Annotated in this window: 18 protein-coding genes; 10 read left to right on the forward strand and 8 right to left on the reverse strand. The window is 72.8% G+C overall.

Going from position 1 to position 24,691, the window contains the following annotated elements:
• Nucleotides 1-6 precede the first annotated feature (6 nt).
• Complete coding sequence (locus FB047_RS04330; protein WP_136585987.1) at nt 7-495, forward strand: SprT-like domain-containing protein; 489 nt, start codon at nt 7-9, stop codon at nt 493-495.
• Nucleotides 496-522: 27 nt separating this feature from the next.
• Here FB047_RS04330 and FB047_RS04335 read toward each other — a convergent pair whose 3' ends face one another.
• Nucleotides 523-1,143, reverse strand: a complete 621-nt coding sequence (locus tag FB047_RS04335; protein WP_136585988.1) for a 2-phosphosulfolactate phosphatase — start codon at nt 1,141-1,143, stop codon at nt 523-525.
• A gap of 105 nt (nt 1,144-1,248) precedes the next feature.
• Between FB047_RS04335 and FB047_RS04340 the strand changes: the two genes are divergently transcribed.
• A complete protein-coding gene (locus tag FB047_RS04340; protein ID WP_136585989.1) occupies nt 1,249-1,764 on the forward strand; it encodes a hypothetical protein in 516 nt (171 codons plus the stop codon).
• Nucleotides 1,757-2,266: a GNAT family N-acetyltransferase gene (locus tag FB047_RS04345; RefSeq protein WP_136585990.1), complete on the forward strand. Its 510-nt coding sequence runs from the start codon at nt 1,757-1,759 to the stop codon at nt 2,264-2,266. Before FB047_RS04340 ends, FB047_RS04345 begins: the two co-directional genes overlap by 8 nt.
• 26 nt (nt 2,267-2,292) lie before the next feature.
• Here the strand turns inward: FB047_RS04345 and FB047_RS04350 are convergent, their stop codons facing one another.
• The 3 genes from FB047_RS04350 to FB047_RS04360 form a co-directional block, all read right to left on the reverse strand.
• On the reverse strand, nt 2,293-2,943 hold the full coding sequence (locus tag FB047_RS04350; protein ID WP_136585991.1) for a response regulator: 651 nt from the start codon (nt 2,941-2,943) through the stop codon (nt 2,293-2,295).
• A 49-nt stretch (nt 2,944-2,992) separates the two neighbouring features.
• Nucleotides 2,993-4,180, reverse strand: coding sequence for a sensor histidine kinase (locus FB047_RS04355; RefSeq protein WP_136585992.1), 1,188 nt, complete (start codon nt 4,178-4,180; stop codon nt 2,993-2,995).
• 141 nt (nt 4,181-4,321) lie between these two features.
• A complete protein-coding gene (locus tag FB047_RS04360) occupies nt 4,322-4,810 on the reverse strand; it encodes an Lrp/AsnC family transcriptional regulator (protein WP_136585993.1) in 489 nt (162 codons plus the stop codon).
• Between the two features lie 109 nt (nt 4,811-4,919).
• Between FB047_RS04360 and FB047_RS04365 the strand changes: the two genes are divergently transcribed.
• Complete coding sequence (locus tag FB047_RS04365) at nt 4,920-6,317, forward strand: DUF6421 family protein (protein ID WP_136585994.1); 1,398 nt, start codon at nt 4,920-4,922, stop codon at nt 6,315-6,317.
• A 188-nt stretch (nt 6,318-6,505) separates the two neighbouring features.
• Nucleotides 6,506-7,210 (forward strand): SDR family oxidoreductase, encoded by a 705-nt coding sequence (locus FB047_RS04370; RefSeq protein WP_136585995.1) that lies wholly within the window; start codon nt 6,506-6,508, stop codon nt 7,208-7,210.
• Here the strand turns inward: FB047_RS04370 and FB047_RS04375 are convergent.
• Together FB047_RS04375 and FB047_RS04380 are read right to left on the reverse strand one after the other, a co-directional pair.
• Complete coding sequence (locus FB047_RS04375; RefSeq protein WP_136585996.1) at nt 7,207-8,664, reverse strand: MFS transporter; 1,458 nt, start codon at nt 8,662-8,664, stop codon at nt 7,207-7,209. The two genes, FB047_RS04370 and FB047_RS04375, sit on opposite strands and share 4 nt — an antisense overlap.
• Nucleotides 8,665-8,941: 277 nt before the next feature.
• Nucleotides 8,942-12,136: a DEAD/DEAH box helicase gene (locus FB047_RS04380; protein WP_205822658.1), complete on the reverse strand. Its 3,195-nt coding sequence runs from the start codon at nt 12,134-12,136 to the stop codon at nt 8,942-8,944.
• 101 nt (nt 12,137-12,237) lie between these two features.
• Here FB047_RS04380 and FB047_RS04385 point away from each other — a divergent pair, with 101 nt between their 5' ends.
• The gene (locus tag FB047_RS04385) at nt 12,238-13,305 is read left to right on the forward strand and encodes a threonine aldolase family protein (protein WP_136585997.1); all 1,068 of its coding nucleotides are present in this window, start codon (nt 12,238-12,240) and stop codon (nt 13,303-13,305) included.
• Nucleotides 13,306-13,387: 82 nt separating this feature from the next.
• Here FB047_RS04385 and FB047_RS04390 read toward each other — a convergent pair whose 3' ends face one another.
• Together FB047_RS04390 and FB047_RS04395 are read right to left on the reverse strand one after the other, a co-directional pair.
• Nucleotides 13,388-15,310, reverse strand: a complete 1,923-nt coding sequence (locus FB047_RS04390; protein WP_136585998.1) for a M3 family metallopeptidase — start codon at nt 15,308-15,310, stop codon at nt 13,388-13,390.
• An 81-nt stretch (nt 15,311-15,391) separates the two neighbouring features.
• A complete protein-coding gene (locus tag FB047_RS04395) occupies nt 15,392-16,006 on the reverse strand; it encodes an NUDIX hydrolase family protein (protein WP_136585999.1) in 615 nt (204 codons plus the stop codon).
• A 165-nt stretch (nt 16,007-16,171) separates the two neighbouring features.
• Between FB047_RS04395 and FB047_RS04400 the strand changes: the two genes are divergently transcribed.
• The 4 genes from FB047_RS04400 (at nt 16,172) to FB047_RS04415 (ending at nt 24,381) form a co-directional block, all read left to right on the forward strand.
• Entirely contained in the window at nt 16,172-16,840 is a 669-nt protein-coding gene (locus FB047_RS04400) for an alpha/beta hydrolase (RefSeq protein WP_136586000.1), read from the forward strand.
• Between the two features lie 250 nt (nt 16,841-17,090).
• Complete coding sequence (locus FB047_RS04405; RefSeq protein WP_136586001.1) at nt 17,091-18,683, forward strand: ABC-F family ATP-binding cassette domain-containing protein; 1,593 nt, start codon at nt 17,091-17,093, stop codon at nt 18,681-18,683.
• Between the two features lie 207 nt (nt 18,684-18,890).
• Complete coding sequence (locus tag FB047_RS04410) at nt 18,891-23,612, forward strand: ATP-dependent helicase (RefSeq protein WP_136586002.1); 4,722 nt, start codon at nt 18,891-18,893, stop codon at nt 23,610-23,612.
• Entirely contained in the window at nt 23,605-24,381 is a 777-nt protein-coding gene (locus FB047_RS04415) for a DNA-formamidopyrimidine glycosylase family protein (RefSeq protein WP_136586003.1), read from the forward strand. Before FB047_RS04410 ends, FB047_RS04415 begins: the two co-directional genes overlap by 8 nt.
• Nucleotides 24,382-24,691 lie beyond the last annotated feature (310 nt).

A 24,691-nucleotide genomic window follows, 5' to 3' on the forward strand; every position in this document is an offset into this window, starting at 1 on the left:
CCGGTCATGTCCGATCTGCAGCGCGTCCGCACGTGGGCCGAGGCGTTGATCGCCCTGCACCTCGACGCGTCGTGGACGTTCGCGTTCGACAACGCCAAGCGACGCGCGGGGCTGTGCGACTACGGCCGCCGCCGCATCAGCGTCTCGCGCTACCTCGCGGCGCGGTACGACGACGACACCAATCACCAGACGTTGCTGCACGAGGTGGCGCACGCGCTCGCGGGCGCCACCGCCGGCCACGGCCCCGCGTGGAAGCGCACGGCCTCCGAACTCGGCTACGTCGGCGGCACGACCCACGCCGGAGAGACGGCGACCGAGCTGGCGCCCTGGGTGGGAACCTGTCCCGCCGGACACGTGGCCTATCGGCATCGGCGCGCGACGCGGCCGACGTCGTGCGCGCGGTGCGCTCCGACCTTCGACCCGCGCTTCGCGCTGTCGTGGGTGCGGCGCGACATCACCCGCGCCGAACGCGTCGCCGCCGCCACCCCGCGCTGAGGCGCGGACGGCGCCCGCCCTCGGCGATCAGGCGGAGACGAAGATCCCGTCGCGCAGCACCGGGACGACGGATGCCGCATCGCGCGCGGCTGCGGCGAGAACCTCCTCGCGCCCGCCGTCCGCGGCGATCGCGCGCCCACCTCCGCTCGCGGTGAGGAGGTGGCGCACCGCTCCGCCGAGGGCGCGGAAGCCCTCTCCCGCGACCGCGGCGTCGGGTGAGGCGTGATCGATCCCGAGGTCGCCGAGCGCGGCGACGACCGCGCCGGCCCCGAGCAGGTCCTCCACGGCGAATCGCGTTCCCGCGTCATCGATCTCGCCCGCCGCGAGCACGGAGATGCTCGTGCGTTCGGCGCGGGAGCGCTGCACCTCGAGCACGTGCGCGGCGACCGCCGCGGCGTTGCGCAGGCCTCCCGCCACGACGTGCGCGCCCGTCTCCGCCGCCGCGCGTGCCAGGGCGGCCGCCGCGTCGTCGTCGTCGGCGAGGTCGAGACCGGCCGCGTTCTCGACGGCGCTCAGCGCGTGGGCGGTCAGCCCCAGCGTCTGCACGATCACCACGATGTGCGCGGGAGCGAGGCGACGCAGCCCGCCCGCGCCCCACTCCAGGCGCACCTGGTAGTCGGACTGCGAGAGGGCGGGGTCGATCGGCATCCTTCGATGCTAGAACGACCCGGGGGTCGCCCCCGCCGCCCGGATCCCGCGAGCCCGATCGTCAACCCGCCCCGCACCCCGCGGCGGATCGTGCACCATCTGATCATGCGGATCCTGCTGAAGTTCGTGATCGACTGCGACCCCGACGCCGCCTGGCGCGCCCTGCACTCCCCGCGCGCCGTCGCGGAGCTGTACGGGCCCCTGCTGGCCGTTGAGGGCCTGGGCGAGATGCCCACCACGTTCGAGTCCGGCGACGACGTGCCCGTGCAGATGAGCGTCGCCGGGGTGATGCCGGTGGGACGCCAGCTCATCTCCGTCGCCGACCGCGAGACGCACGACGCGCACGGGCGCGTGCGCGTGTTCCGCGACTGGGGACTCCCCCTGACCGGCCCGCTCGCGGTGCTCGATGTGTGGGATCACCAGATGGCGGTGTCGGCCGCCCCCGGCGAGCCCGGAAAGACGCTGTGGCGCGAGCGGCTCACCATCGGCGGCGCCGCGGCCCCCGCGCTGTGGCCGGGCCTGTGGGCGACCTGGCAGTGGCGGGCCGCGCGCATCCGCGCCCTCGCACCCACGTGGGCGCACGACCCCGAGAACGACGACGCTCCACCCCGCCATGAGTGAGATCCTCGTGCGCGCGGCGACGCCCGACGACAGTCGGTGCATCGCCCACGTGCACGTGCAGAGCTGGCGCGAGGCCCACACCGATCAGGTCCCCGAGGCGCTGTCGGAGCAACTCGACGTCGAGCTCTCGGCCTGGCGCTGGGCGGCGCGCCTGCGCGGAGAGACCCCGCCCGGCGCCGAGCGCCTCGGCGACGCGTGGGTCGCGATCGTCGACGGACGGGTCGTCGGCTTCTCGTCGGCGGGCCCGAGCCGCGACGCGGATCGACCGGAGACGGATGCCGAGCTCTACGCGCTCTACGTCCTCGCGGCGCACTACGGCACCGGCGCCGGCCGGGCGCTGCTGGAGGCCGCGGTGGGCGACCGGCCCGCGAGCCTCTGGGTGCTCTCCGGGAACGACCGGGCCCTCGCCTTCTACGCGAAGCACGGCTTCGCCCCCGACGGCGCGTCACGGGAGGACGACCGCTGGGGCGGCCCCCTGCGGGAGCTGCGGCTGACCCGGTGACGGGAGGCGCGACGACCGACCGCTCCTCAGACCAGCCCGTGACGATAGGCGAACACGACGAGTTGCACGCGATCGCGCAGGGCCAGCTTGGTGAGGATGCGGCTGATGTGCGTCTTCACCGTCGCCTCCGACAAGAACTCGCTCTCGGCGATCTCGGCGTTGCTGAGGCCCGTCGCCGCGAGCGCGAAGATCTCCCTCTCGCGGTCGGTGAGCGCGCCGTAGGCCGCGGGGACCGGCTCGGCGCCCGCGCCGTCGGCGATGTGCGCGAACAGCTCGCGGGTGGCCTCGGCCGCGATGACGGCCGAACCCGCGTGCACGGTGCGCACGGCCGAGAGCAGGAACTCCGGCTCGGCGTCTTTGAGCAGGAATCCGCTCGCCCCTCCCTGGATCGCCCGAGCGGCGGCCTCATCGAGGTCGAAGGTCGTGAGCACCACCACGCGGGGCGCATCGGGCTCGCGGAGGATCTCGGCGGTCGCCGTCAGCCCGTCCATGACCGGCATGCGCACGTCCATCAGCACGAGGTCGGGGCGCGTCGAGCGCACCACCTCGATGCCCTCGCGGCCGTCGGAGGCCTCGCCGACGACCTCGAGGTCGGGTTGCGAGTCGATCACCATCCGGATGCCGGCGCGGAACAGTGCCTGATCGTCGACGAGGACGATGCGGACGGGGGCGGTCATGCGGAGAGGCCTCTCTCGAGAGCGGACGGGGGCGCGGCATCCGGAGTCGTCACCGCGAGCCCCCGATCGGAAGGGTCGCGCGGACGACGAATTCGCCGTACTCGGGCTCGGCCGTCAACCGGCCGCCGACGAGCTGCGCGCGCTCGCGCATGCCGATGAGCCCGTGTCCGCCGGTGCCGACGGCGGCACCCGCGGCGGCCGTGGATCGGGCGTTGCGCACCGACAGCTCGACGCGGTCGGCGAACCAGCCCAGGTGCACGCGCACGCGCGGGTCGACGCCGTGGCGGAGGGCGTTGGTGAGCGCCTCCTGCATGATCCGGTACACCGCGAGCTGGATCGCCGCGGGCGGCTCCCCCGGCGGCGGCGGGTCGACGCGCACGTCGAGGTGCACCCCGGCCGCCCGCACACGGTCGAAGAGCTGCGCGAGGTCGGCGAGGGTCGGCTGCGGGCCCTCGCCCTGGCTGTGACGCAGCTGCGTGAGGAGAAGACGCACATCGGTCAGCGCCGCTCGCGCGGTCGTCGAGATCGTCGCGAGCGCGTCGGACGCCGCCGCGGGGTCGCCGGCGGCGGCGTAGCGGGCGCCGTCGGCCTGGGCGATGACCACCGCGAGCGAGTGGGCGACCACGTCGTGCATGTCGCGCGCGATGCGCACCCGCTGCTGCTCGGCGATCGTCTCGGCCTCGGCGGCGCGCTGGGCACGACTGTTCTCCGCGGCGCGCAGGGCCGTGCGCACGAGGGCCCCCGACACCCACGCGAGCATCAGGGCGAATCCGGATGCCAGCAGCAGGGCGCCCACGGCGAACCAGTCGTTGACGGAGGGGGGCTCGGACAGCCCCCGGCCGACGAGGTAGAGCGGGATGATCGCGGCACCCGCGATGCCCGAGGCGAAACCCCACCAGAACACGCGCCGACTGCCGTAGGCGGCCGTCGTGTAGAGGACGGCGAAGATGGCGAGGTCGGTCGGGGACGGCTGCCTGCCGAAACCCATCTGCAGGAACGCGCCGACCCAGGCCAGGATGAGCGCGAGACCGGGCTGCAGGCGCCGCATCGCGAGGGCGGCGGTCAGCGCGAGGGCGACGAGGATCGCCCCGACGTTCTCACCGACCAGCGAGAGGGGCGCCAGTGCGCCGCTGGTGGTCCCCGCGACCTCGACCAGCAGGGCCAGCAGACCGAACAGCGCCGCGACGCCGAGGTCGGTGACCAGCTGATAGCGCTGGAGCGGGCGGAGGGAGAGCATCGCCCTCACGCTACGCGGGACCACGGGGCCGCGGCATCCGCCTGTGGATGTATCCCGGGCCGTGGCAAGATCACCCGATCGTCTCGAGATCACACGCCGGGGCGCGGGGCGGGCGGTGAGATCGTGTGATCTCGACGCGGGTCAGCCGGGGAAATCGGCGGGCTCGATCGGGCGCGCTTCGAAGAACGTCTGCAGCACCACGGTCGTGCGGGTGTTGACCTGCGCCGCGGCCCGGATGTCGCGGATGAGCGCCTCGAGATCGCGCGGGGTGGGCACGCGCACGAACAGCATGTAGGCCGCCTCCCCCGCGATGGAGTGGCAGGCCTCGATCGCGCTGAGGTGCGCGAGCAATTCGGGGGCGTTGTCGGGCTGCGCGGGGTCGAGCGGGGTGATCTCGACGAACGCCGCGAGCGGTCGCCCGAGGGCCTCGGCATCGAGGATGGGCCGGTAGCCCTGCACGATGCCGCGCGCCTCGAGACGGCGCAGTCGCGACTGGACGGCCGAGACCGACAGGCCGACGCGCTCCGACAGGTGCGACAGCGTCGCGCGCGCGTCGATCGAGATCTCGCGGACGATCGCGGCGTCGACGGCGTCGTCGAGGCGGGGGGCGCGAGCGGGGGCCTCGGTCATGCGCTCGACAGTAGCAGTGGGCGCGAGGACGGCTCTGGCGGCGTCCGTAAGTTTTCCGTTAGCATGACGTTTTGACAGGAATATTTACACCCCCTGATCGGAGGATGCCATGACCATCGCGACGCCCACCCGCACCGACCGGGATCTGCTCGACGGTCGCACCGTCGACGAGGTCGAGCACACCCCCGCCTGGGCGCAGCTGAAGAGCGCGGCGACCGCCCTGCAGGACCTGCAGTCCACCGACGGCTCCATCGAGGACACCGCCGCCGCCGCGCCGCTCATCGACGACGTCGTCGAGGCCATCGCCGCGCTCGCGCCCCTCTTCCCGCACGACGCCGACTACCTCGCGGCATCCGTCGCCGACTTCCGGCGGTGGGAGGCGGAGGGCATGGGCACGCCGGACTTCCTCGACTCGCTCGTGGCCTTCCAGCCCCAGGAGCACCGGGTCGACGGCATCCGTCACCTCGTCGTCTTCCCGATGTACACGCAGAACGGCTCGAGCGACCGTCACGTCGAGGCGGTGCTCGTCGAGGCCATCTGGCCCGAGTTCATCGCGCGGCTCGAGACCGAGTACACCAACCGGCTGTTCGTCTCGCTGCGGCTGATCGACTTCACCTCGGGATACGACACCAACTCCGCCGTGCTGTTCCCCGAGACCGTCGCGATGCGCGAGATCCCGCCCTTCACGTGGGGCGCGATCTTCCAGGACCGCGAGGCCGCCCGCTACCGCCGCGTCACGCGCGCCGCCGCGGAGATCACCAAGCTCGAGCTGCCCGCGGCGGCCGCCCGCATGCTCGACGACCAGGCGCTCACCGAGCGGACGTTCGTGATGTGGGACCTCATCCACGACCGCACCCACATGCGCGGCGACCTCCCGTTCGACCCGTTCATGATCAAGCAGCGGATGCCGTTCTTCCTGTACTCGCTCGAGGAGCTGCGGTGCGACCTCACCGCGTTCCGCGAGTGCGTCTCGCTGCAGAAGCGCCTCTCGGCCCGCGACGACCTCGACGACGCCGAGCGCACGATGCTCGAGCACGCGGAGCTCGTGCAGTACGCCGTCATCTTCGACCGCATCTTCCGCTTCGCCATCACCGGCTCGCGCGTGCGCAACTACGACGGACTCGGCGGTCAGCTGCTGTTCGCGTGGCTGCACCAGCGCCGGGTGCTGCACTGGACCGACACCTCGCTGGCGTTCGACTGGGACGAGGTCCCCGCCGCCGTGGTCGCCCTCGCCGACGCCATCGACGAGCTCTACTGGCGCTCGATCGACCGCCCCAAGACGGCGCACTGGCTCGCCGCCTACGACCTCGTGCGCAGCGTCGTGACGCCGCACCCCGCGTCGGTGTGGGCCCGCGGCCTGTCCGACGAGGTGCTCGCCGGCCTCCCCAAGGGCTACACGGATGCCGTCTTGAACGACGAGTTCCCGCTGTCGATGTTCTTCGAAGCGCTCGAGAAGAAGATGCGCCCGGTGATCGCCTCGACCGAGGGGATCCGCGGCACCGACTGAGCGGCATCCCGCGTCCGTCGAGGGTCCAGGACACGTCGAGCAGGCCGACGCCGGACCGACGTGCTCTGGACGCTCGACGCAGGGGGACGCCCGCCGCACGCGGAACCGGTCGCGCCCGGAGCCCCCGGGGAGCACACTCGGGGCAAGCGGAGCGGATGACGACGAGCGAAACGACGACGGAGACGACCATGAGCGACACGGTGCAGACGCAGGAACTCGAGCTCGTCGAGGGACGACTCGTCCTGCTCGCGGGGGGTACGAGCGCGGCGGGACGCTCCGCCGCGCGGGCCCTCCGGGAGGCGGGCGCCCGGGTCGTGATCGTGGGGTCGGATGCCGCGCGCCTCGCCGACGCGGCACTCGCGGCACCGGGCGCCGCGACGGAACAGTGCGACCTCACCGACGCGGACGCCGTGGCCGCCCTGCGCGAGCGCGTCCACGCGGCGCACGGGCGCGTGGACGGTGTGCTGCATCTGGTCGGCGGGTGGCGCGGCGGCGGCGGGCTGGCCGGGCAGAGCGATGACGACTTCGCGTTCCTGCTGCGCTCGTTCGAGGCGCTGCGGCTCGTCAGTCGCGCCTTCGACGACGACCTGCGCTCCTCGCCCGCGGGACGACTCGCCATCGTCTCGTCGACGTCGGTGACACGCCCCCTCGCGGGCGGGGCGAACTACGCGGCGGTCAAGGCCGCGAGCGAGGCATGGACGCGCGCCGTCGCCCAGGGTTTCGCCAAGAGCGCCCGCGACGCGGACCGGGCGATCTCCGCGGCGGCGGTCATCTTCCGCGTCAAGAGCCTCGAAGGGCTCGAGGACGCCCTGGCCGCCGCCTTCGTGGCGCTGTGGGACGACACCGCCGACGCGTTCAACGACGTCGTGATCGAGGTGGGCGCGGGCGCCTAGACCTCGGTGGGGCGACGGGGGTCGAGACCGGGGGCGGGGGCCGTACCGGCGTCGGTGCGCGGGTCGGCGTGCGTCGCGGGCTCGGGGGCCGACCGGTAGAGCTGCGACAGGGTGCGGTACGACCGCGAGAAGAACGCAAGCACGCCGACGACGACCATGACGAGCCCCGCGAAGACGAACACGAGCGCGATACCCCGCGACTGGCCCTCTCCGAGGAGCCAGCCCCAGGCGGCTCGCCCGCTGTCGCCGTTCATGTAGGGGATCACGAGGAACTGAGCGATCGGGGCGATCAGGAACGAGGTCACGGGCGCCGCCGCTGATTCGAAGGCAGCCGCGAAGCCGAAGACACGCCCCTGCGTGTCGAAAGGCACGACCCGTTGGATGACGGTCTGCTCGGCCGCTTCGACGGGCGGGATGAGGGCCATGTAGACCCAGATGCCGATCCCGTAGAGCCACCACCACTCACGCAGGGTGAATACCGCGCCCAGCGCCCCCATCGCGATGACGATCCACAGCATCGTGCGGATCGGGTTGCGTCCGAGCCCGAACTTCGCCACGAGACCGCCGCCGACGATGAAGCCCGTCGCCGTGACCGCCAGGACGACGCCCCACACCTCCGCCTCGTAGACCCGACCGTCGATCTCGAGACGGTAGAGCTCGAGACCGTAGGGATCCATGAGTGCCATGTAGACGCCGCCGATCAGGTTGTTGAACGTGGAGAACAGCAGCAGGGCGAACAGCCCGGGCGCCGCGCGCACCGCACGGATGGCGCCGGCGACGTCCACCACCGGACCGCGCTGCGCGCCCGCGACAGGAGGGGGCTCGGGGATGCGGATGGTCAGGAGGTGGAGGAGGGCCACGACGGTGAGCACGACCGCGATCGCGAGCGTCCACCCCATGCCCAGGAACCCGACCGACAGCCCGCTGAACACGCTCGTCACGACGAACGCGAGGCCCTGCACGGTGCCGACGAGCCCGTTGGCGTTCGCGTGCCGTTCCACGGGAACCAGGAGGATGACCGTCGTAGACAGGGCGATGTTGCGGAGATTCTCGATCACGGCGCCGCCGAGGATGATTCCCGAGAACAGCCAGAACCACGGGCCGCCGAGGTCGAGGAGCACCGACTCGGGGAAGCTCAGCCACAGGGCCCCCGCGAGGAGGAAAGCCGCGAGGGTCACCACGCCGGAGACGACCATGACCCGGTGCTTGCGATGGCGATCGACCAGCGTTCCGAACACCATGGCGAAGACCGCCAGCAGCAGCATGTATGCACCGCCGACGATTCCCGTGGCGAGAACCGACCGCGTCTCGAGATAGACCCAGAAGGTGAGCGCGAACCAGAGGAAGCTGGTCGTGACGTTTGCCGCGGCCGTGTTGATCACGACGCCGAGGAACGTGCGCCGCCCCCGCGCGGGCGTGACCGCGTCGGCTGCGGCGGACGGCGAGGCGGACATGGACACACGGTAGACCCGACCTCCGACATCGGCCAGGATCGGGCTTGGACGGTCCGCGGCGGGAGGATTCCGTCGGACGCCGGCTCGGGCCGTCGCGCGTGCGACGCCGGCCCGGGGCCGTCGCACGCGGAATGCCGGCTCGGGGCCGTCGTGCGTGGACGGCCGATGCGCGCGAGACGCCCGCCCGGGGACCGTCGCACGAGACACACGCCCGGAGCCGTCGCGTACGGGGTGCCGGCACGGGCCGTCGCGCGCCGCCGCCCGCGCGAAGCACGGCTCAGTCGAGCAGGCTCCGGATGTCGTCGGCGGTCAGCCGGGGGCCCGCGGCGAACGCTCCCCCGTCGTCGTCACCGCCGTCGAGCACGCGGGAGAAGAGCTCGGACTTGGCCTCCCGCAGGGCGACGACCTTCTCTTCGACGGTGTCGGACGACACCAGCCGGTACACGATCACCGGGCGCGTCTGCCCGATGCGGTGGGCGCGGTCGATCGCCTGATCCTCGACGGCCGGGTTCCACCACGGATCGAGCAGCACGACGTAGTCGGCCTCCACCAGGTTGAGGCCGACGCCGCCCGCCTTGAGCGAGACGAAGAAGACCGGGTCGTCTCCCTCGCGGAAGCCGTCGATCTGCGCCTGACGATCGACCGTCGTGCCGTCGAGGTAGCGGGAGGCGAGGCCCGCGTCGGTCGCGCGTTGACGAGCGGCGCGCAGGAACCGCGTGAACTGGCTCAGTACGAGCACCCGGTGCCCCTCGGCCGCCGCCTCGACGAGGAGCTCCTCGAGGGCGTCGAGCTTCGCCGACGGCGCTTCGCCCTCGTCGACCAGGGAGGGATCCAGGGCCAGCTGCCGCAGCATCGTCAACGACCGGAAGATCGCGAACCTGTTGCCGTCGGCATCGTCGTCGAGCAGGCCCAGAAGTCGCTGCCGCTCCCGGTGGAAGCGTCGGTCGTAGAGCTTGCGGTGCGCGGGATGCAGCCCCACCGCGATGACGGTCTCCTGCTTGGGCGGGAGCTCGGATGCCACGAGCTCTTTCGTGCGGCGCAGGAGGAACGGCCGGATGCGACGGCGGAGGAGGTCGAGCCGCTCGCGATCGGAGTGCTTCTCGATGGGGGTGCGGTAGAGCTCGGCGAAGGACTCCCTCGTGCCGAGCAGCCCCGGAGCGACGAGGGACATGAGCGCCCACAGTTCGAGAAGGTTGTTCTCCATCGGGGTGCCCGTGATGACGAGCGTGAAGGGCACCGCGAGGCTCCGCGCCGCGCGATACCCGCGCGAGGCGGGGTTCTTGATCTGCTGCGCCTCATCGAGCACGAGCCCCGACCACGCGACCTCGGCGTACTGCTCCTGCTCGAGGCGGAACAGGGCGTAGCTGGTCACGACGACGTGCGCACCGGCGGCCGCCTCGGCGATGCTCGTCGACCGTCTCGCGCTCGTCGCCGAGACGGTGCGCACCGCGAGCTCGGGGGCGAAGGCCGCGCACTCGCGCGCCCAGTTGCCGACGACGCTCGTGGGCGCGACGATCAGGAAGGGGGCCATCGCCGGATCGTCGGCACGAGCGGCCTCCATCATCGCGATGGTCTGCACGGTCTTCCCGAGACCCATGTCGTCGGCCAGGATGCCGCCGAGCCCCTGCACGCGCAGGAAGTGCAACCAGTCGAGACCGCTCCGCTGGTAATCGCGAAGCGTCGCTCGAAGGCCCGCCGGCGGATCGACCGGTTCGAGGGCGGCGTCGTCGGTGAGACCGCGGACGCGCAACCACCACTCCGCCTCGTGCGCGGCGATCATGCCGAGCTCGGACAGGTCGTCCCACAGACCGACGTTGTAGCGATTGACGGCCAGCTCCGACCCGGGGCGATCGGCGAGGGTGCGCGCCTCGTCGATCACCGCGCGGAGGCGGTCGAACTCCGGGGTGTCGAGGCGGACGTACTCGCCGTCGCCCACGAACAGCACGCGATCGCCGAGAGCCAGGGCCGTGTAGAGGGAGGTGAAGTCGACCTCGACGTCGCCGACGCTGACGCGCGCGTGCAGATCGAACCAGTCGCTGCCGTCGTCGTCGCCCGTGCTCAGCTGGACGACCGGGGCCTCGGCCGACACCCGGTACACGGGCTCGTCGCCCCGGGTCTCGACGCGGACGTGCGCGAGGGAGCGCAGTCGCGGCAGGCCCTCCGCCACGAGCAGCGCCGCCTCGCTCGCACTCAGCGCTCGCGCCGGGGCCGCACCCGTCGCATACGGGGCGGGGAGCTCGACGCGCATCTCGTCGGCGAGCGCCGAAACCGCGCTCCACACCGCCCTCTCGTGCTCGTCGTGGCGACGCCCTCGCGTCGGCGACCGGTCCCATCTCGAGGCGACGCTCGTCGCCACGTCACGGTGCTCGAGGGTGAGCTCGAGGATCGGGAGGGGAGCCGGCGGCACCTCGACGGTGCCCCTCGGAGACGCCACCGGCGCGTCGAGCTGCAGGCGGGGCAGATACTCCCGCAGGAACGTCGGAGTGCCGCCCTCGTCGATCGTGAGGGCCCCCGAGCGCGCGAGCAGCCCGCGAACGGGTCCCGACACGGGGGCCGACAGCCGGGCGAGGGTGATGCGCTCGTCGTCGCCGTCGCGGTCGGCGACGAACGCCACGGCGACCGCCGGTTCGCCGACCACCCACGACGGCAGGGCCGCGGTGTCGTCGTCGAGGCCCTGGACGCCTCCGCGCACGTGGAGCGTGCTGCCGCGCCGATCCAGCGTCACCGCCGCCGCGACCGGCTCGTCGACGATGCGGACCGGGTGGTGCGCACCGGCTCCCGACACCAGGGGGACGCCCGCCGCGACGACCGCATCGAGCTGCAGCCACAGCGAGTGCGGAGGAACGGCGGACAGCGGCATCCATTCGTCGGACAGGTAAGCGCCGGCACCGTAGCGCCCCAGTCGCCCGAGGCTGTCGAGCGCGGCGCGGGCGCGCGGATCGGCGGGGAGGGTCGCGAGGGCCGACCAGCCGGCGCGCCCCTTGATCCACGTTCCGCGCGTGCCGCGCACCCCGGGACGCGCGGTGAGGGTCAGGGCGGTGCCGTAGCCGCGCCCCCCGCCGCGGCGGATCGCCAGGAAGAGGCAGAGCTCGAAGGGGGCCTCGTCGTCGACGGGCGGTGCGGTCGCGAACAGCTCGTCGAGCGAACGCTGCCATTCCGGGCGCGGCGGACGCCCCGCGGCGATCAGCCGGTCGAGCAGGACGAGCGCCGTCGCGCACGAGTGCTCGCACTCGGGGCCGCGACCGCAGGAGCACCACCCGGACACGCGGGAGAAGTCGGCGGCGACGCGCAGTTCGAGGTGCTCGTAGCCCGCGGCGCCGAACGACTGGGCCGACACCACGAGCACGTCGCCGACCGCCCGCGCGTCGCCCACCTCGACGGAGCCGTAGACGAGGAGGCGGTCGGCGCGGATCATCGCGGACGACGAGAACATCTCGCCCGCGATGCTGAGCGCTTCGGGATCCAACCTCATCCCCCCATTCTCGTCGGGGGCACCGACACCCCGTCGCGCGTCGGGCGATCCGTGGAGGAGATCACCCCTGGGGAGGAGTCGGGAAAAGTTACGCTGGAGGGGTGACTTCCCTCCACGACACGTCGGTGCGCGGCTTCGCGTCCGACAACTATTCCGGCATCCACCCCGACGTCCTCGCCGCGATCACCGCGGCCAACGAGGGCCACCAGGTCGCCTACGGCGAAGACGTCTACACCGCGCGCCTGCAGGAGCTGTTCGTCTCGCTGCTGGGCGAGGGTGTCGAGGCCTATCCCGTGTTCAACGGCACCGGCGCGAACGTCGTCGGCCTGCAGTCGATGCTCCCCCGCTGGGGCGCCGTGATCTCGGCATCCACCGCCCACATCAACGTCGACGAGGGCGGAGCCCCCGAGCGCGTGGGCGGCATCAAGCTGCTGACCGTGCCCACCGACGACGGCAAGCTCACGCCCGAGCTCGTAGACCGCGAGGCGTGGGGCTGGGGCGACGAGCACCGCGCGCAGCCCCTCGTCGTCTCGATCACGCAGTCGACCGAGCTGGGCACGCTTTACACGGTCGACGAGATCCGCGAACTGGCCGCGCACGCGCACGGGCACGGCATGCGCCTGCACATGGACGGCGCTCGCATCTCGAACGCCGCCGCCGCCCTCGACGTGCCCCTCCGCGCGTTCACGCGCGACGCCGGCGTCGACGTGCTGAGCTTCGGCGGGACGAAGAACGGCGCGATGATCGGCGAGGCCATCGTCGTGCTCGACCCCGAGGCGTCCACGGGCCTGACCTACCTGCGCAAGCTCGACATGCAGCTCTCGAGCAAGATGCGCTTCGTGTCGGCGCAGCTGGTCGCCCTGCTCGAAGACGACCTTTGGTTGCGCAACGCCCGGCACTCGAACGCGATGGCGCAGCGCCTGCGCGCGGGCGTCGAGGCGGGCCTCGCCGACGGGTCGATCCGGGGCGTGGAGTTCACCCAGCCCACCCAGGCCAACGGCGTCTTCGCGACGCTTCCCGCCGGAGTCGCCGACCGCCTGCGCGCGAGCTTCCGCTTCTACGACTGGGACGAGATGCGTCGCGAGGTGCGGTGGATGTGCTCGTTCGACACCACCGAAGACGACATCGACGCGTTCGTCGCGGCCATCGCGCGCGAGACGACCGCCTGACCCCGGCGCCGCAGGGCCAGGGTGCAGCGCGGGCCCCGGCATCCCGTCCCGATCCGGAGGGGATGCCGGGGCCCTCGTCGTCTCACGCTCCCGCGAGCCAGTCCCGGTAGGCGTCGAAGGTGTTCTCGCGTCCGAGGAACGCCTCGACGAGCTCTCGTGCGTCGCGCGTGCCGCCCGGCTCGAGGATCTCGCGCCGATAGCGCGCGGCGGTGTCGGCGTCGAAGAGGTCGTCGCCGAAGGCCGACAGCAGGTCACGCGCGATCACGAGACTCCACTGATAGGTGTAGTAGCAGGCCCCGTAGCCGGTGAGGTGCCCGAAGCCGGCGTAGGAGTGCGACCCGTCGAGCGGGGCCACCGGGCTCGCGGCGCGGTAGTACCCGTCGACGGCCGACGCGAGGTCGGCGGGGCGGTCCACGTGCAGACGGTACGACGTCGTCGCGTGCCCGAGCTGCCGGGTCACCTCGAGCCCCCGACCGAACGCGTCGGCGGTGCGCATGCGCGCGACGAGATCGGCGGGAATGGACTCGCCCTCGTCGTTCACCGCGAAGGCGGCGAGCGCCTCGGCATCCCACGCCCACTCCTCGAGAAGCTGGCTGGGCGCCTCGACGAAGTCCCACTCGGTGGCGACGCCGGTCCAGCGCGCCCACTTCTGGTGCCCGCCGAGGATGTCGTGCACGAGGTGCCCGAACTCGTGGAAGAACGTCACGACCTCGTCGTGCTCGAGCAGCCCGCGCGAGAAGTTGCACAGCAGCACCGACTCGGGCAGGGCGCGCCCCGCGATGCCGGGGGCAAGGCCGAAGCACGCCGCGTGGTTGTACTTGCCCTCGCGCGGGTGCAGGTCGAGGTGGATGCGGCCGAGGCGCTCCCCCGCCCGGACGACGTCGTACGTGCGCACGTCGTCGTGCCACGACGGCGTCTCGACGGGCTCGTAGGCGACGTCGAGCAGGCGACCGGTGGTGGCGAGCACGCCGTCGAGCACCCGGTCGAACCGGAAATACGAGCGCACGAGCTGCGCGTCGACGTCGTACTCCTCGCGCTTGAGCGCCCCGAGGACGTACCAGAAGTCGGCGATCGTCACGGCGTCGGCGTCGGGGTCGTCGCGACGCAAGCGCTCCCGCACGCGCTCGTACTCCGCGGATGCGGCCGGGGCCGCCGCCGCGGCGACGCGTTCGAGGAACGCGGCTACCGCCGCGCTCGAGCCGATCATGCGGGTCTCGGTCTCGTAGTCGGCCCAATCGCCGTAACCGAGCAGCGCCGCACGCTCCGCCCGCACGGCGAGCAGTTCGGCGAGCACCGGCTCGTTGACCGGCCACGCGAGGTCGTTGTACGCGCCGACCAGGGCGTGGCGCAGCGACCGGTCGCGCGCGTACTCGCGCACCGGCATGAGGTCGGTGTACTCGGTCGTGAGCGTGACCAGCCCCTCCGCGTCGGCGGGGTGCGCCTCGATGAAATCGGCGGGCAGCCCCTCGAGCGACGAGGCGGGCACGCGGATCTCTCGACGCCCCTCGCGGATGTTGCGGGAGAACGTCAGCGACAGCTCGGTGTCGCGATCGGTCAGCTCGCGCACGCGTTCGCGATCGGCATCCGCGAGATCGACGCCACCGCGACGGAAGTCCCGACGGATCTGGTCAAGGAGGCGCCGTTCGTCGGGGTCGAGCCCCTCGGCGTCGAGGTCGGCGAAGACGCCCCACAGCTCGCGGTCGAGCAGCCGACGCGACTGCACCGCCTCGACCGCCTGCGCCTGAGCCTCGGCGGCGTCGCGGACCTCGGCATCGGGGTGCGACTCGCTGAGCAGGTGGGAAGGGGCGGCGGCCTCGACGAGCGCGAGCTCGGCCTCGTTCCAGAGGGCGAGACGCTCACGGGCTCCCGACGACGTCTCGGCGACGAGCCGCGCGTCGATCTCGGCGACGCGGTCGAGCCGCTCGCGCGGGCGCTCGGCCGCGAACGCGCGCCACCCGTCGAGGTCGCGGGGCAGGGTCAGGGGTTCCAGGGGAGAATCCGGCATCCTCCGACCCTAGGCAGGGGGTGCGACAGCGGGCAATGGTCGGTGCGGAACCCGCGGCGGGGCCGTCGTGGGGAGGACTCGTCAGCGCAGGGCGCCCACCGAGGCCAGGGCGAGGCGGATCAGCGTGCCGCGGCCACCCTCCATCTCATCCGACAGGGCGTCGGATGCCGCCTCCTGCGGCGAGAGCCAGGTGACCTCGAGGGCGTCCTGGCGCGGCTCGCACGTGCCGGTGACGGGGACGACGTACGCCAGCGACACGGCGTGCTGCCGGTCGTCGTGGAACGCGCTCACGCCCGGGAGCGGGAAGTACTCGGCGACCGTGAACGGCGTCGGCTGCGGCGGGAGCAGGGGGAAGGCCATCGGGCCGAGGTCGTTCTCGAGGTGGCGGAAGAGCGCGTCGCGCACCGTCTCGCCGTAGCGCACACGTCCCGACACGAGCGTGCGGGTCATTTCGCCCAGCGGGGTCGCGCGCAGCAGGATGCCGACCTGCGTCACCGCTCCCATGCCGTCGGTGCGCACGGGGAGGGCCTCGACGTAGAGCATCGGGAGCCGTCGCCGCGCCTCGGCGAGCTCGACCTCGCTCAACCAGCCCGGATTGGGGTTGGGGCCGCCCGGGGTGCCTGAGAACTGCGCCGAGAGCGGCTCGCGCTCGTCGCCGTTGTCGCCGGGTTCGGGGTCGGGGGTGCGCACGGGCATGCTCCCTGTATATCAACGTCTGCCCCGGATGCCGCGACATCGACGCCCCGCGGACCCTCGGCGGGCGATCGTCGCGGGCGCTCCGCCCCCGGGCGTCCCGGGCCGCGCGTGGGCTCGCCTCGCCTCGCCCCCGGCGATGTCGGAGGCCTTTGCGACAATGTCGGCATGAGCGCGCATCCCTCCCTCGACCCGTCCGTCGTGCGGTGGTCGGTCCCCGCGGCCGAACGCGGCGACCGACCGGTGCTCGTGCTGCTGCACGGGTACGGCTCCGACGAGCACGACCTGTTCGGTCTGGTGCCCCACCTGCCCGAGCGGTTCGTCGTGGCGAGCGTGCGCGCGCCCCTGGCACCGCCGTGGCCCATGCCGGGCGCCTCGTGGTACCCGATCGAGGGGCTCGACGGTCGCGATCCCGCGGCGGTGACGCACGCCGCGCGCGCGGTGCTCGCGTGGGTGCGCGACGCGGTCGGCGCGCACCCCGTGGGATTCCTCGGCTTCTCGCAGGGCGGGGCGGTCGCCGTGCAGGCCCTGCGCGTCGACCCCGACGCCGTCTCGTTCGTCGTCGTGCTCGCCGGCTACGCCGCCGGGGGCGAGCTGCCCGGCGACGAGGTGCTGGCCGAGCGCAGACCCCCGGTCTTCTGGGGCCGCGGGGCCGCCGACGACGTCATCCCGCCCGCCCTGGTCGATCAGACGGCCCAGTGGCTCCCCGTCCACAGCGAGCTCAGCGGACGGGTGTACCCCGGCCTCACGCACTCGATCTCGCAGGACGAGCTCGACGACGTCCGCGCCTTCCTCGACGCGCGTCTCGCCGAGGCGACCGCTCCGAACGCCGGCTGAGCGGCAGGCCCTGCACGCGAGGACGGCGACGACGCCCTCCCCGACGGCACCGGGGGGGGTACCGCGACGACCGATGTGCGACTACCGTGGAGATCCCTGTCCCCGAGAACGAGGTCTCCTCCGGTGAAGAACGTCGACGCTTCCGCGCCCCTGTCCGCGCGCTGACCCGTCGACCCGCCGTTTCTCGGCCGCCCTCCGCTGACGCGGACGGGTCCGGTGTCCGCGCATCCCGCGTTCCCGGAGTTCCGTCATGTCAGCTGTTTCCCCCTCCCTCGTCTTTGACCGCGTCCGCCTCGTCTGGCCCGACGGAACCGTCGCCCTCGACGAGGTCTCCGGCGCCCTCGGCCGGGGCCGCACCGGTCTCGTCGGCCGAAACGGCGCCGGCAAGTCCACGCTCCTGCGCTTAGCCTCGGGGCACCTCGCCCCCACCTCCGGCACGGTCTCGGCATCCGGTGACGTCGTCATGCTCCCGCAGCGTCTCGCGGCGGATCCGCACCGACCCGTCTCGGCACTCCTCGGCGTCGAGACAGCACTGACCGCCCTGCGCGCCATCGAGTCGGGCGACGTGGCGCCGCACCATTTCGACGCGGTCGGCGACGACTGGGACGTCGAGGCGCGCGCCCACGCCCTGCTCGCCGAGGCGGGCCTGGCATCCGATGCCCTGGACCGCACCGTCGGGGAGCTCTCGGGAGGGGAGACGATGCTGACCGCGCTCGTCGGGCTCCGCGCCCGCGCAGCCGACATCACGCTCCTCGACGAACCGACCAACGACCTCGACCGCGACGCCCGGGCGCGCGTGAGCGAGCTCGTTCAGAGCTGGCCCGGCACCCTGGTCGTCGTGAGCCACGACGTCGGCCTGCTCGAGCTGATGGATGCCACCGCCGAGCTCTACGGCCAGAGCCTCAGCGTCGTCGGCGGCCCGTACAGCGTGTGGCGCGCGCACCGCGACGCGGAGCAGGAGGCCGCCGTGCGCGCCGAACGCGACGCGGTCCAATCGCTGCGGCGCGAGCGGCGACAGCGCATCGAGTCGTACGACAAGCTCGCCACGCGATCCCGCGTCGCGCAGAAGGCGAAGGTCGAGAAGAGGGTCCCGAAGATCATCGCGGGGGGTCGCGCCAACGCGGCGCAGGTGAGCGCGGGGCGGCTGAGCATCGAGATGAAAGGGAAAGAGGATGCCGCGCGCGCGGCGCTCGACGAGGCGTCGGCCCGCGTGCGCGACGACGACGTGGTGCGCATCGACCTGCCCGACCCGGGGAACGCGGCCGGACGGCGGATCCTGACGCTCGGCGACGAGGAGCGCGAGTGGATCGTCACGGGTCGCGAGCGCGTCGCACTGGTGGGTCGCAACGGCATCGGCAAGACGACGCTTCTCGAGAGCCTCGTCCGCGCCGTGGACCCCGCGGAGCCGATCCATGCCCGAGCGAGCGTCGAGCACGTCGGCTACCTGCCGCAGCGTCTCGACGGCCTCGACGACACGGCATCCGTCCTCGACACCGTGTGCGCGGCGGCGCCGGGCGTTCCCGTGGCGCTCGTGCGCGATCGGCTCGCGCGATTCCTCGTGCGCGGAGACGCCGTCGGCCGCCCCGTGGGGAGCCTGTCCGGGGGCGAGCGCTTCCGCGTCGCGCTCGCGCGGCTGCTCCTCGCGGATCCCCCGCCGCAGCTCCTGGTGCTCGATGAGCCGACGAACAACCTCGACCTCGACACGGTCGACCAGTTGGTCGTGGCGCTGCAGGCGTACCGAGGTGCGGTCCTCGTGGTGAGTCATGACGATGTCTTCCTCGACCGGCTCGACCTCGACCTGCGGCTGCGGCTGGACGACGGGCGGCTGACCGAGGCACCGTGAGCCCGGCGACCGGGCGGCGAGACCGCACGCGCGGAGCGAGGCCGTGCGTCTTCGCGCACGATCGCGTGCGATTTCGCGCGGGAGAGGCGCTTCCGCGCCGACGCGCGTGCTGCGCCCCTGCGATCTCGCGGCTCGACGGGCGTCCGTTCCGCGGCGGGCGAACGTCAACCCCGACCCGATGTCGGAGGTCCGGGGGAGGATGTCGGCATGGCCGACGTGCTCGAGAAATTCGGTCCTGCGACGCAGGACTGGTTCCGCGGTGCGTTCTCCGCGCCCACCAACGCGCAGAAGGGCGCGTGGGAATCCGTCTCGTCGGGCCGCAACGCCCTCGTGGTCGCGCCCACCGGCTCGGGCAAGACGCTGTCGGCCTTCCTCTTCGCGATCGACCGCATCTTCCGCGAGAAGGCGCCCGAGACCCCGGATGCCGCGCCCCCGCGCCGCGGTAAGAAGTCCGCCGCGAAGGTCCCGACGACGAACACCCGCGTCCTGTACATCTCGCCGCTGAAGGCCCTGGGCGTCGACGTCGAGCGCAACCTGCACTCGCCCCTCGTCGGCATCGGCCAGTCGGCGCGCCGGTTGGGCATCGACGTGCCGAACGTGACGGTGGGGGTCCGCTCGGGCGACACCAGCTCGAGCGACCGACGCAAGCTCGTCAGCGACCCGCCCGACATCCTCATCACGACGCCCGAGTCGCTCTACCTGATGCTCACGAGTCAGGCGGCCGAGACCCTTCGCGGGGTGCACACGGTCATCATCGACGAGGTGCACGCGGTCGCCGCGACCAAGCGCGGAGCGCACCTCGCGGTGAGCCTCGAACGCCTCGACGCCCTGCTCGATGCCCCCGCGCAGCGCATCGGCCTCTCGGCCACCGTGCGCCCCATCGACGAGGTGGCGCGGTTCCTCGGCGGAGCGCAGCCCGTCGACATCGTGGCGCCGAAGGCGACGAAGGCCTTCGACCTCTCGGTCGTCGTCCCCGTCGACGACATGCTCAACCCGCCTCCTCCTCCGGGCTCGCCGGCCCCCGACGAGGCGACCGACGGCGAGTGGTTCTCCGACCGCCCCGAGAGCACCGAGATGGCCGGCTCGGTGTGGCCCCACGTCGAAGAGGCGATCGTCGATCGCATCCTGCAGCGACGCTCGACGATCGTCTTCGCCAACTCCCGCCGCCTCGCCGAGCGACTGACCGGCCGGCTCAACGAGATCTACGCGGAACGGCAGGGCATCGACGTCCCCGAGCCGACGGTCCCCGCTGTGACGATGGCGCAGGCGGGATCGTCCGCCGGGGTCGCCGCGATCCTCGCCAAGGCCCACCACGGCTCGGTGTCGAAGGAGCAGAGGGCGCAGGTCGAAGACGAGCTGAAGTCGGGGGCGCTGCGCTGCGTGGTGGCGACGAGCAGCCTCGAGCTCGGCATCGACATGGGCTCGGTCGACCTCGTCATCCAGGTCGAGTCGCCGCCCAGCGCGGCATCCGGGCTCCAGCGCGTCGGACGCGCGGGGCACCAGGTCGGCGAGGTGAGCCGGGCAGCGCTCTTCCCCAAGCACCGCAGCGACGTGCTGCACACCGCCGTGGTCACCGAGCGCATGCTCGGCGGACGCATCGAGGCCATCTCGGTGCCGCAGAACCCGCTCGACATCCTCGCCCAGCAGACGGTGGCGGCCTCGGCGCTCGGGGCGATCGACGTCGAGGAGTGGTTCGACACGGTCAAGCGCAGCGCGCCGTTCCGCTCGCTGCCGCGTTCGGCGTACGAGGCGACGCTCGATCTGCTCGCCGGACGCTATCCCTCCGACGAGTTCGCCGAGCTGCGACCGCGCCTGGTGTGGGACCGCGACGCCGGCACGCTCACCGGCCGCCCGGGGGCGCAGCGTGTCGCGGTGACCAGCGGCGGAACCATCCCCGACCGCGGGTTGTTCGGCGTCTTCGTCGCGGGCGAGTCGCAGAACGCCCGCGTCGGCGAACTCGATGAAGAGATGGTCTACGAGTCCCGCGTCAACGACGTGTTCACGCTCGGCACCACGAGCTGGCGGATCGTCGAGATCACCCACGACCGCGTGAACGTCGTGCCCGCTTTCGGGCAACCCGGCAAGCTGCCGTTCTGGCACGGCGACGGCATCGGACGCCCCGCCGAACTCGGCGAGGCCCTCGGCAAGTTCTCGCGCGACATCGCCGGGGCCGACCGCGCGAAGGCCGAAGAACGCCTGCGCGAGTCCGGACTCGACGACAACGCGATCACCAACCTCCTCGCCTACCTCGCCGAGCAGCGCGAGGCCACCGGCAGCCTCCCCACCGACAAGACGCTCACCGTCGAGCGCAGCCGCGACGAGGTCGGCGACTGGCGCATCATCCTGCATTCCCCATACGGCATGCAGGTGCACTCCCCCTGGGCGCTGGCCGTCAACGCCCGCATCCGCGAGCGCCTCGGGGTCGAGGGCGCCGCCGTCGCGAGCGACGACGGCATCATCGCGCGGGTTCCGGATGCCGCGGCCGAGCCGCCCGGAGCCGAGCTCTTCGTGTTCGAGCCCGACGAGCTGGAGCAGATCGTCACCGACGAGGTGGGCGGCTCGGCGCTGTTCGCCTCGCGCTTCCGCGAGTGCGCGGCGCGCGCGCTGCTGCTCCCGCGCCTGAACCCGAACCGCCGGTCGCCGCTGTGGCAGCAGCGGCAGCGGTCCGCGCAGCTCCTCGAGGTGGCGCGGCGGCACCCGAGCTTCCCCATCATCCTCGAGACCCTGCGCGAGGTGCTGCAAGACGTCTACGACCTCCCGGCCCTGCTGCGTCTCACGCGTCAGATCGGCGAACGTCGCATCCGCCTCGTCGAGATCACCACCTCGCAACCCTCGCCGTACGCGCGCGACCTGCTGTTCGGTTACGTGGGCGCGTTCATGTACGAGGGCGACTCGCCGCTGGCCGAGCGCCGCGCCGCCGCCCTCTCGGTCGACCCCGCCCTGCTGAGTGAGCTCCTCGGCAAGGTCGAGATGCGCGAGCTGCTCGACCCCGACGTGATCGCCCAGTTCGAGCGCGAAGCGCAACGCCTCGCGCCCGACCGCCGCGCGCGAGGAGTGGAGGGCGTCGCCGACCTGCTGCGCATCCTCGGCCCCCTCGACGCGGCCGAGGTGGCGGCACGCCTCGACACGGGGGAGAGCACCGAAGAGAGCATCGACGGAGACGCCGACGCCGTCGCCCAGGCCGAGCGACACCTCGCGACGTTGGTCGACGAGCGACGGGCGATCCGCGTCACCATCGCGGGCGTCCCGCGCGTGGCCGGCATCGAAGACGCCGGGCGTCTGCGCGACGCTCTCGGGGCGGCACTGCCCGTCGGCATCCCGAACGCGTTCCTCGAGCCCCTCGCCGACCCGCTCGGCGATCTCGTCGCGCGCTACGCCCGCACCCACGCGCCCTTCACCACCGACGCGGTCGCCGAGCGGCTCGGAGTCGGGGTCGCCGTCGCCCGTCTCACCCTGCAGCGGCTCGAATCGCAGGGGCGGCTCGCGAGCGGTTTCTTCCTGCCCGCCCCTTCGACAGGCTCAGGGACCGGTGCCTCAGAACGCGGCGACGAGACCGAGTGGTGCGACGTCGAGGTGCTGCGGCGTCTGCGCATGCGCTCTCTGGCGGCCATCCGCGGGAGCGTCGAACCCGTGCCCCCCGCCGCGTACGCGCGGTTCCTGCCGGTCTGGCAGCACCTCGGTCGCCCCCTCGAGGGGATCGACGGCGTGCTCGCCGTCGTCGAGCAGCTGGCCGGGGTGCCCATCCCCGCGAGCGCGTGGGAATCGCTCGTGCTGCCCTCGCGCGTCGCCGATTACACCCCCGCCCTGCTCGACGAGCTGACCGCGACCGGAGAGGTGGTCTGGTCGGGTCACGGCACCCTGCCCGGCCGCGACGGATGGATCGCCCTCCACCCGGCCGAGGCCGCTCCGTTCACCCTGCAAGACCCCGAGGACGCCGACGACCCGGCCCCCGACTCGCTCGAGGCCCGCATCCTCTCGGCCCTCGCCGGCGGAGGTGCCTACTTCGCGGCGCAGCTGAAGCAGCTCGCGGGCGCCGAGAACGAGCAATCCGTGAACGACGCGCTCTGGGCCCTCACGTGGGCCGGACGCGTGACCAACGACACCTTCGCCCCGGTGCGCACCCTGCTCAGCGGCGGCGGGCAGTCGCACCGTGTCGCGCGCCGCGCACCGCGCGCGCGGATGTATCGCGGTGCCGCCATGCCCCGGGCGACGTCCGCCCCGCGACCGCCGTCGCTCGGCGGCCGGTGGTCGCTCCTGCCCGATCGCGAGCCCGACCCGGCGGCCCGGGCCACCGCCACCGCGAGCCTGCTGCTCGACCGCTACGGCGTCGTGACCCGCGGTGCCGTGCAGTCGGAGGGGGTGCCCGGCGGCTTCGCGCAGGTCTATCGCATCCTCGCCGGTTTCGAAGAGGCGGGTCACTGCCGACGGGGGTACGTCATCGAGAAGCTCGGCGCCGCGCAGTTCGCCGCCTCGGCGACCGTCGACCGTCTGCGCGAGTTCGCCGCCGTCGCCGACCCCCCGCCGCTGCGCACCGTCACCCTCGCGGCCACGGATCCGGCGAACCCCTACGGCGCCGCCCTCGGCTGGCCCGCGATCGAGGGTGTCACGCACCGACCCGGGCGAAAGGCCGGCGGCCTCGTGGTGCTGGTCGACGGCGAGCTCACGCTCTACCTCGAGCGCGGAGGGCGCAGCGCGCTGGCCTTCACCAACGACGAAGCCCGGCTGCAGGCCGCGACCCGGCACCTCGCCGAGACCGCGCGCCGGAGACGACTCGAGACGCTGACGGTCGAGCAGGTCAACGGCGAATTCGTCTACGGCACCGCCGTCGGCCGCGCACTGCGCGAAGCGGGGTTCGTCGAGTCGCCGAAGGGGCTCACGCTGCGCAAGCTCACGGCCGGAGACTCCCTGCGCGAGGCCGCTCGTGCCTGAGGGCGACACCGTCTACCGCGCCGCGGCGAAGCTGAATGCGGCCCTCGCCGGCAAGGTCGTCACCCGCTTCGACATCCGCGTGCCGGGGAGCGCCACCGCCGACCTGCGGGGCGAGACCGTGCACGAGGTCGCCGCCCGCGGCAAGCACCTCCTGCACCGCATCGGCGGGTACACCCTGCACTCGCACCTCAAGATGGAGGGCCGCTGGGACCTCTACCGCCCCGGCGAGCGCTGGCGCCGAGCGGCGTTCAAAGCGCGCGCGATCGTCGGCGTCACCGGGGTGGACGCGGTGGGTTTCGATCTCGCCATGGTCGAGGTGATCCGCACCACCGACGAGCCCGACATCATCGGGCACCTCGGACCCGATCTGCTGGCCGACGACTGGGACGAGGCGGAGGCGGTGCGCCGCGTCTCGCGCGACGAGCGCGCCGCCCACGTGGCCCTGCTCGACCAGCGCAACGTGGCGGGTTTCGGCAACGTCTACGCGAACGAGCTCCTCTTCGTGCGCGGGATCGCCCCCACCACGCCCGCGACGCAGATCGACGCCCAGGCCACGATCGCGCTCGGCGAGCGCATGATCCGCGCGAACCTCCCCCGCCCCGAGCGCACCTTCACGGGCGACAGTCGGCCCGGACGCCGATTCTGGGTCTACGGACGCGAGGGGGCGCCGTGCCGCCGGTGCGGCACCCCGATCCGCGCGACCACCCTGGGAGCGTCGAACACAAGTGAGCGCAACGTGTTCTGGTGCCCGACCTGCCAACCCGGCTGAGCCTGCCGCCTGCCCATCGCGCCGAGGTCGCACCTCCGTCGCCCGCCCGCCAACCGCACCTCCCCCATCGCACCGACCGCGTCTCCCCCGGCCCTCGCGACGGTCGCGCGCGCGCCTGCCCTGGCATCCGGCATCCCGCGCGAAAGCGAGCGTCCGCCGCCCCGCTGTCAACCCGCCCGTGACTCCCGGTCGCGCGTGCGAGAACAAGGGGACAACACAACGCCGGGAACGCCCGCACCGAGGGGAATCTCTCGACATCGAGAAAACCGATAGCGGTGAGGGCGACGAAGAACCATTCGAGGGAATGAAG

The organism is Microbacterium hydrothermale (assembly GCF_004854025.1).
Taxonomy (GTDB): Bacteria; Actinomycetota; Actinomycetes; order Actinomycetales; family Microbacteriaceae; genus Microbacterium; species Microbacterium hydrothermale.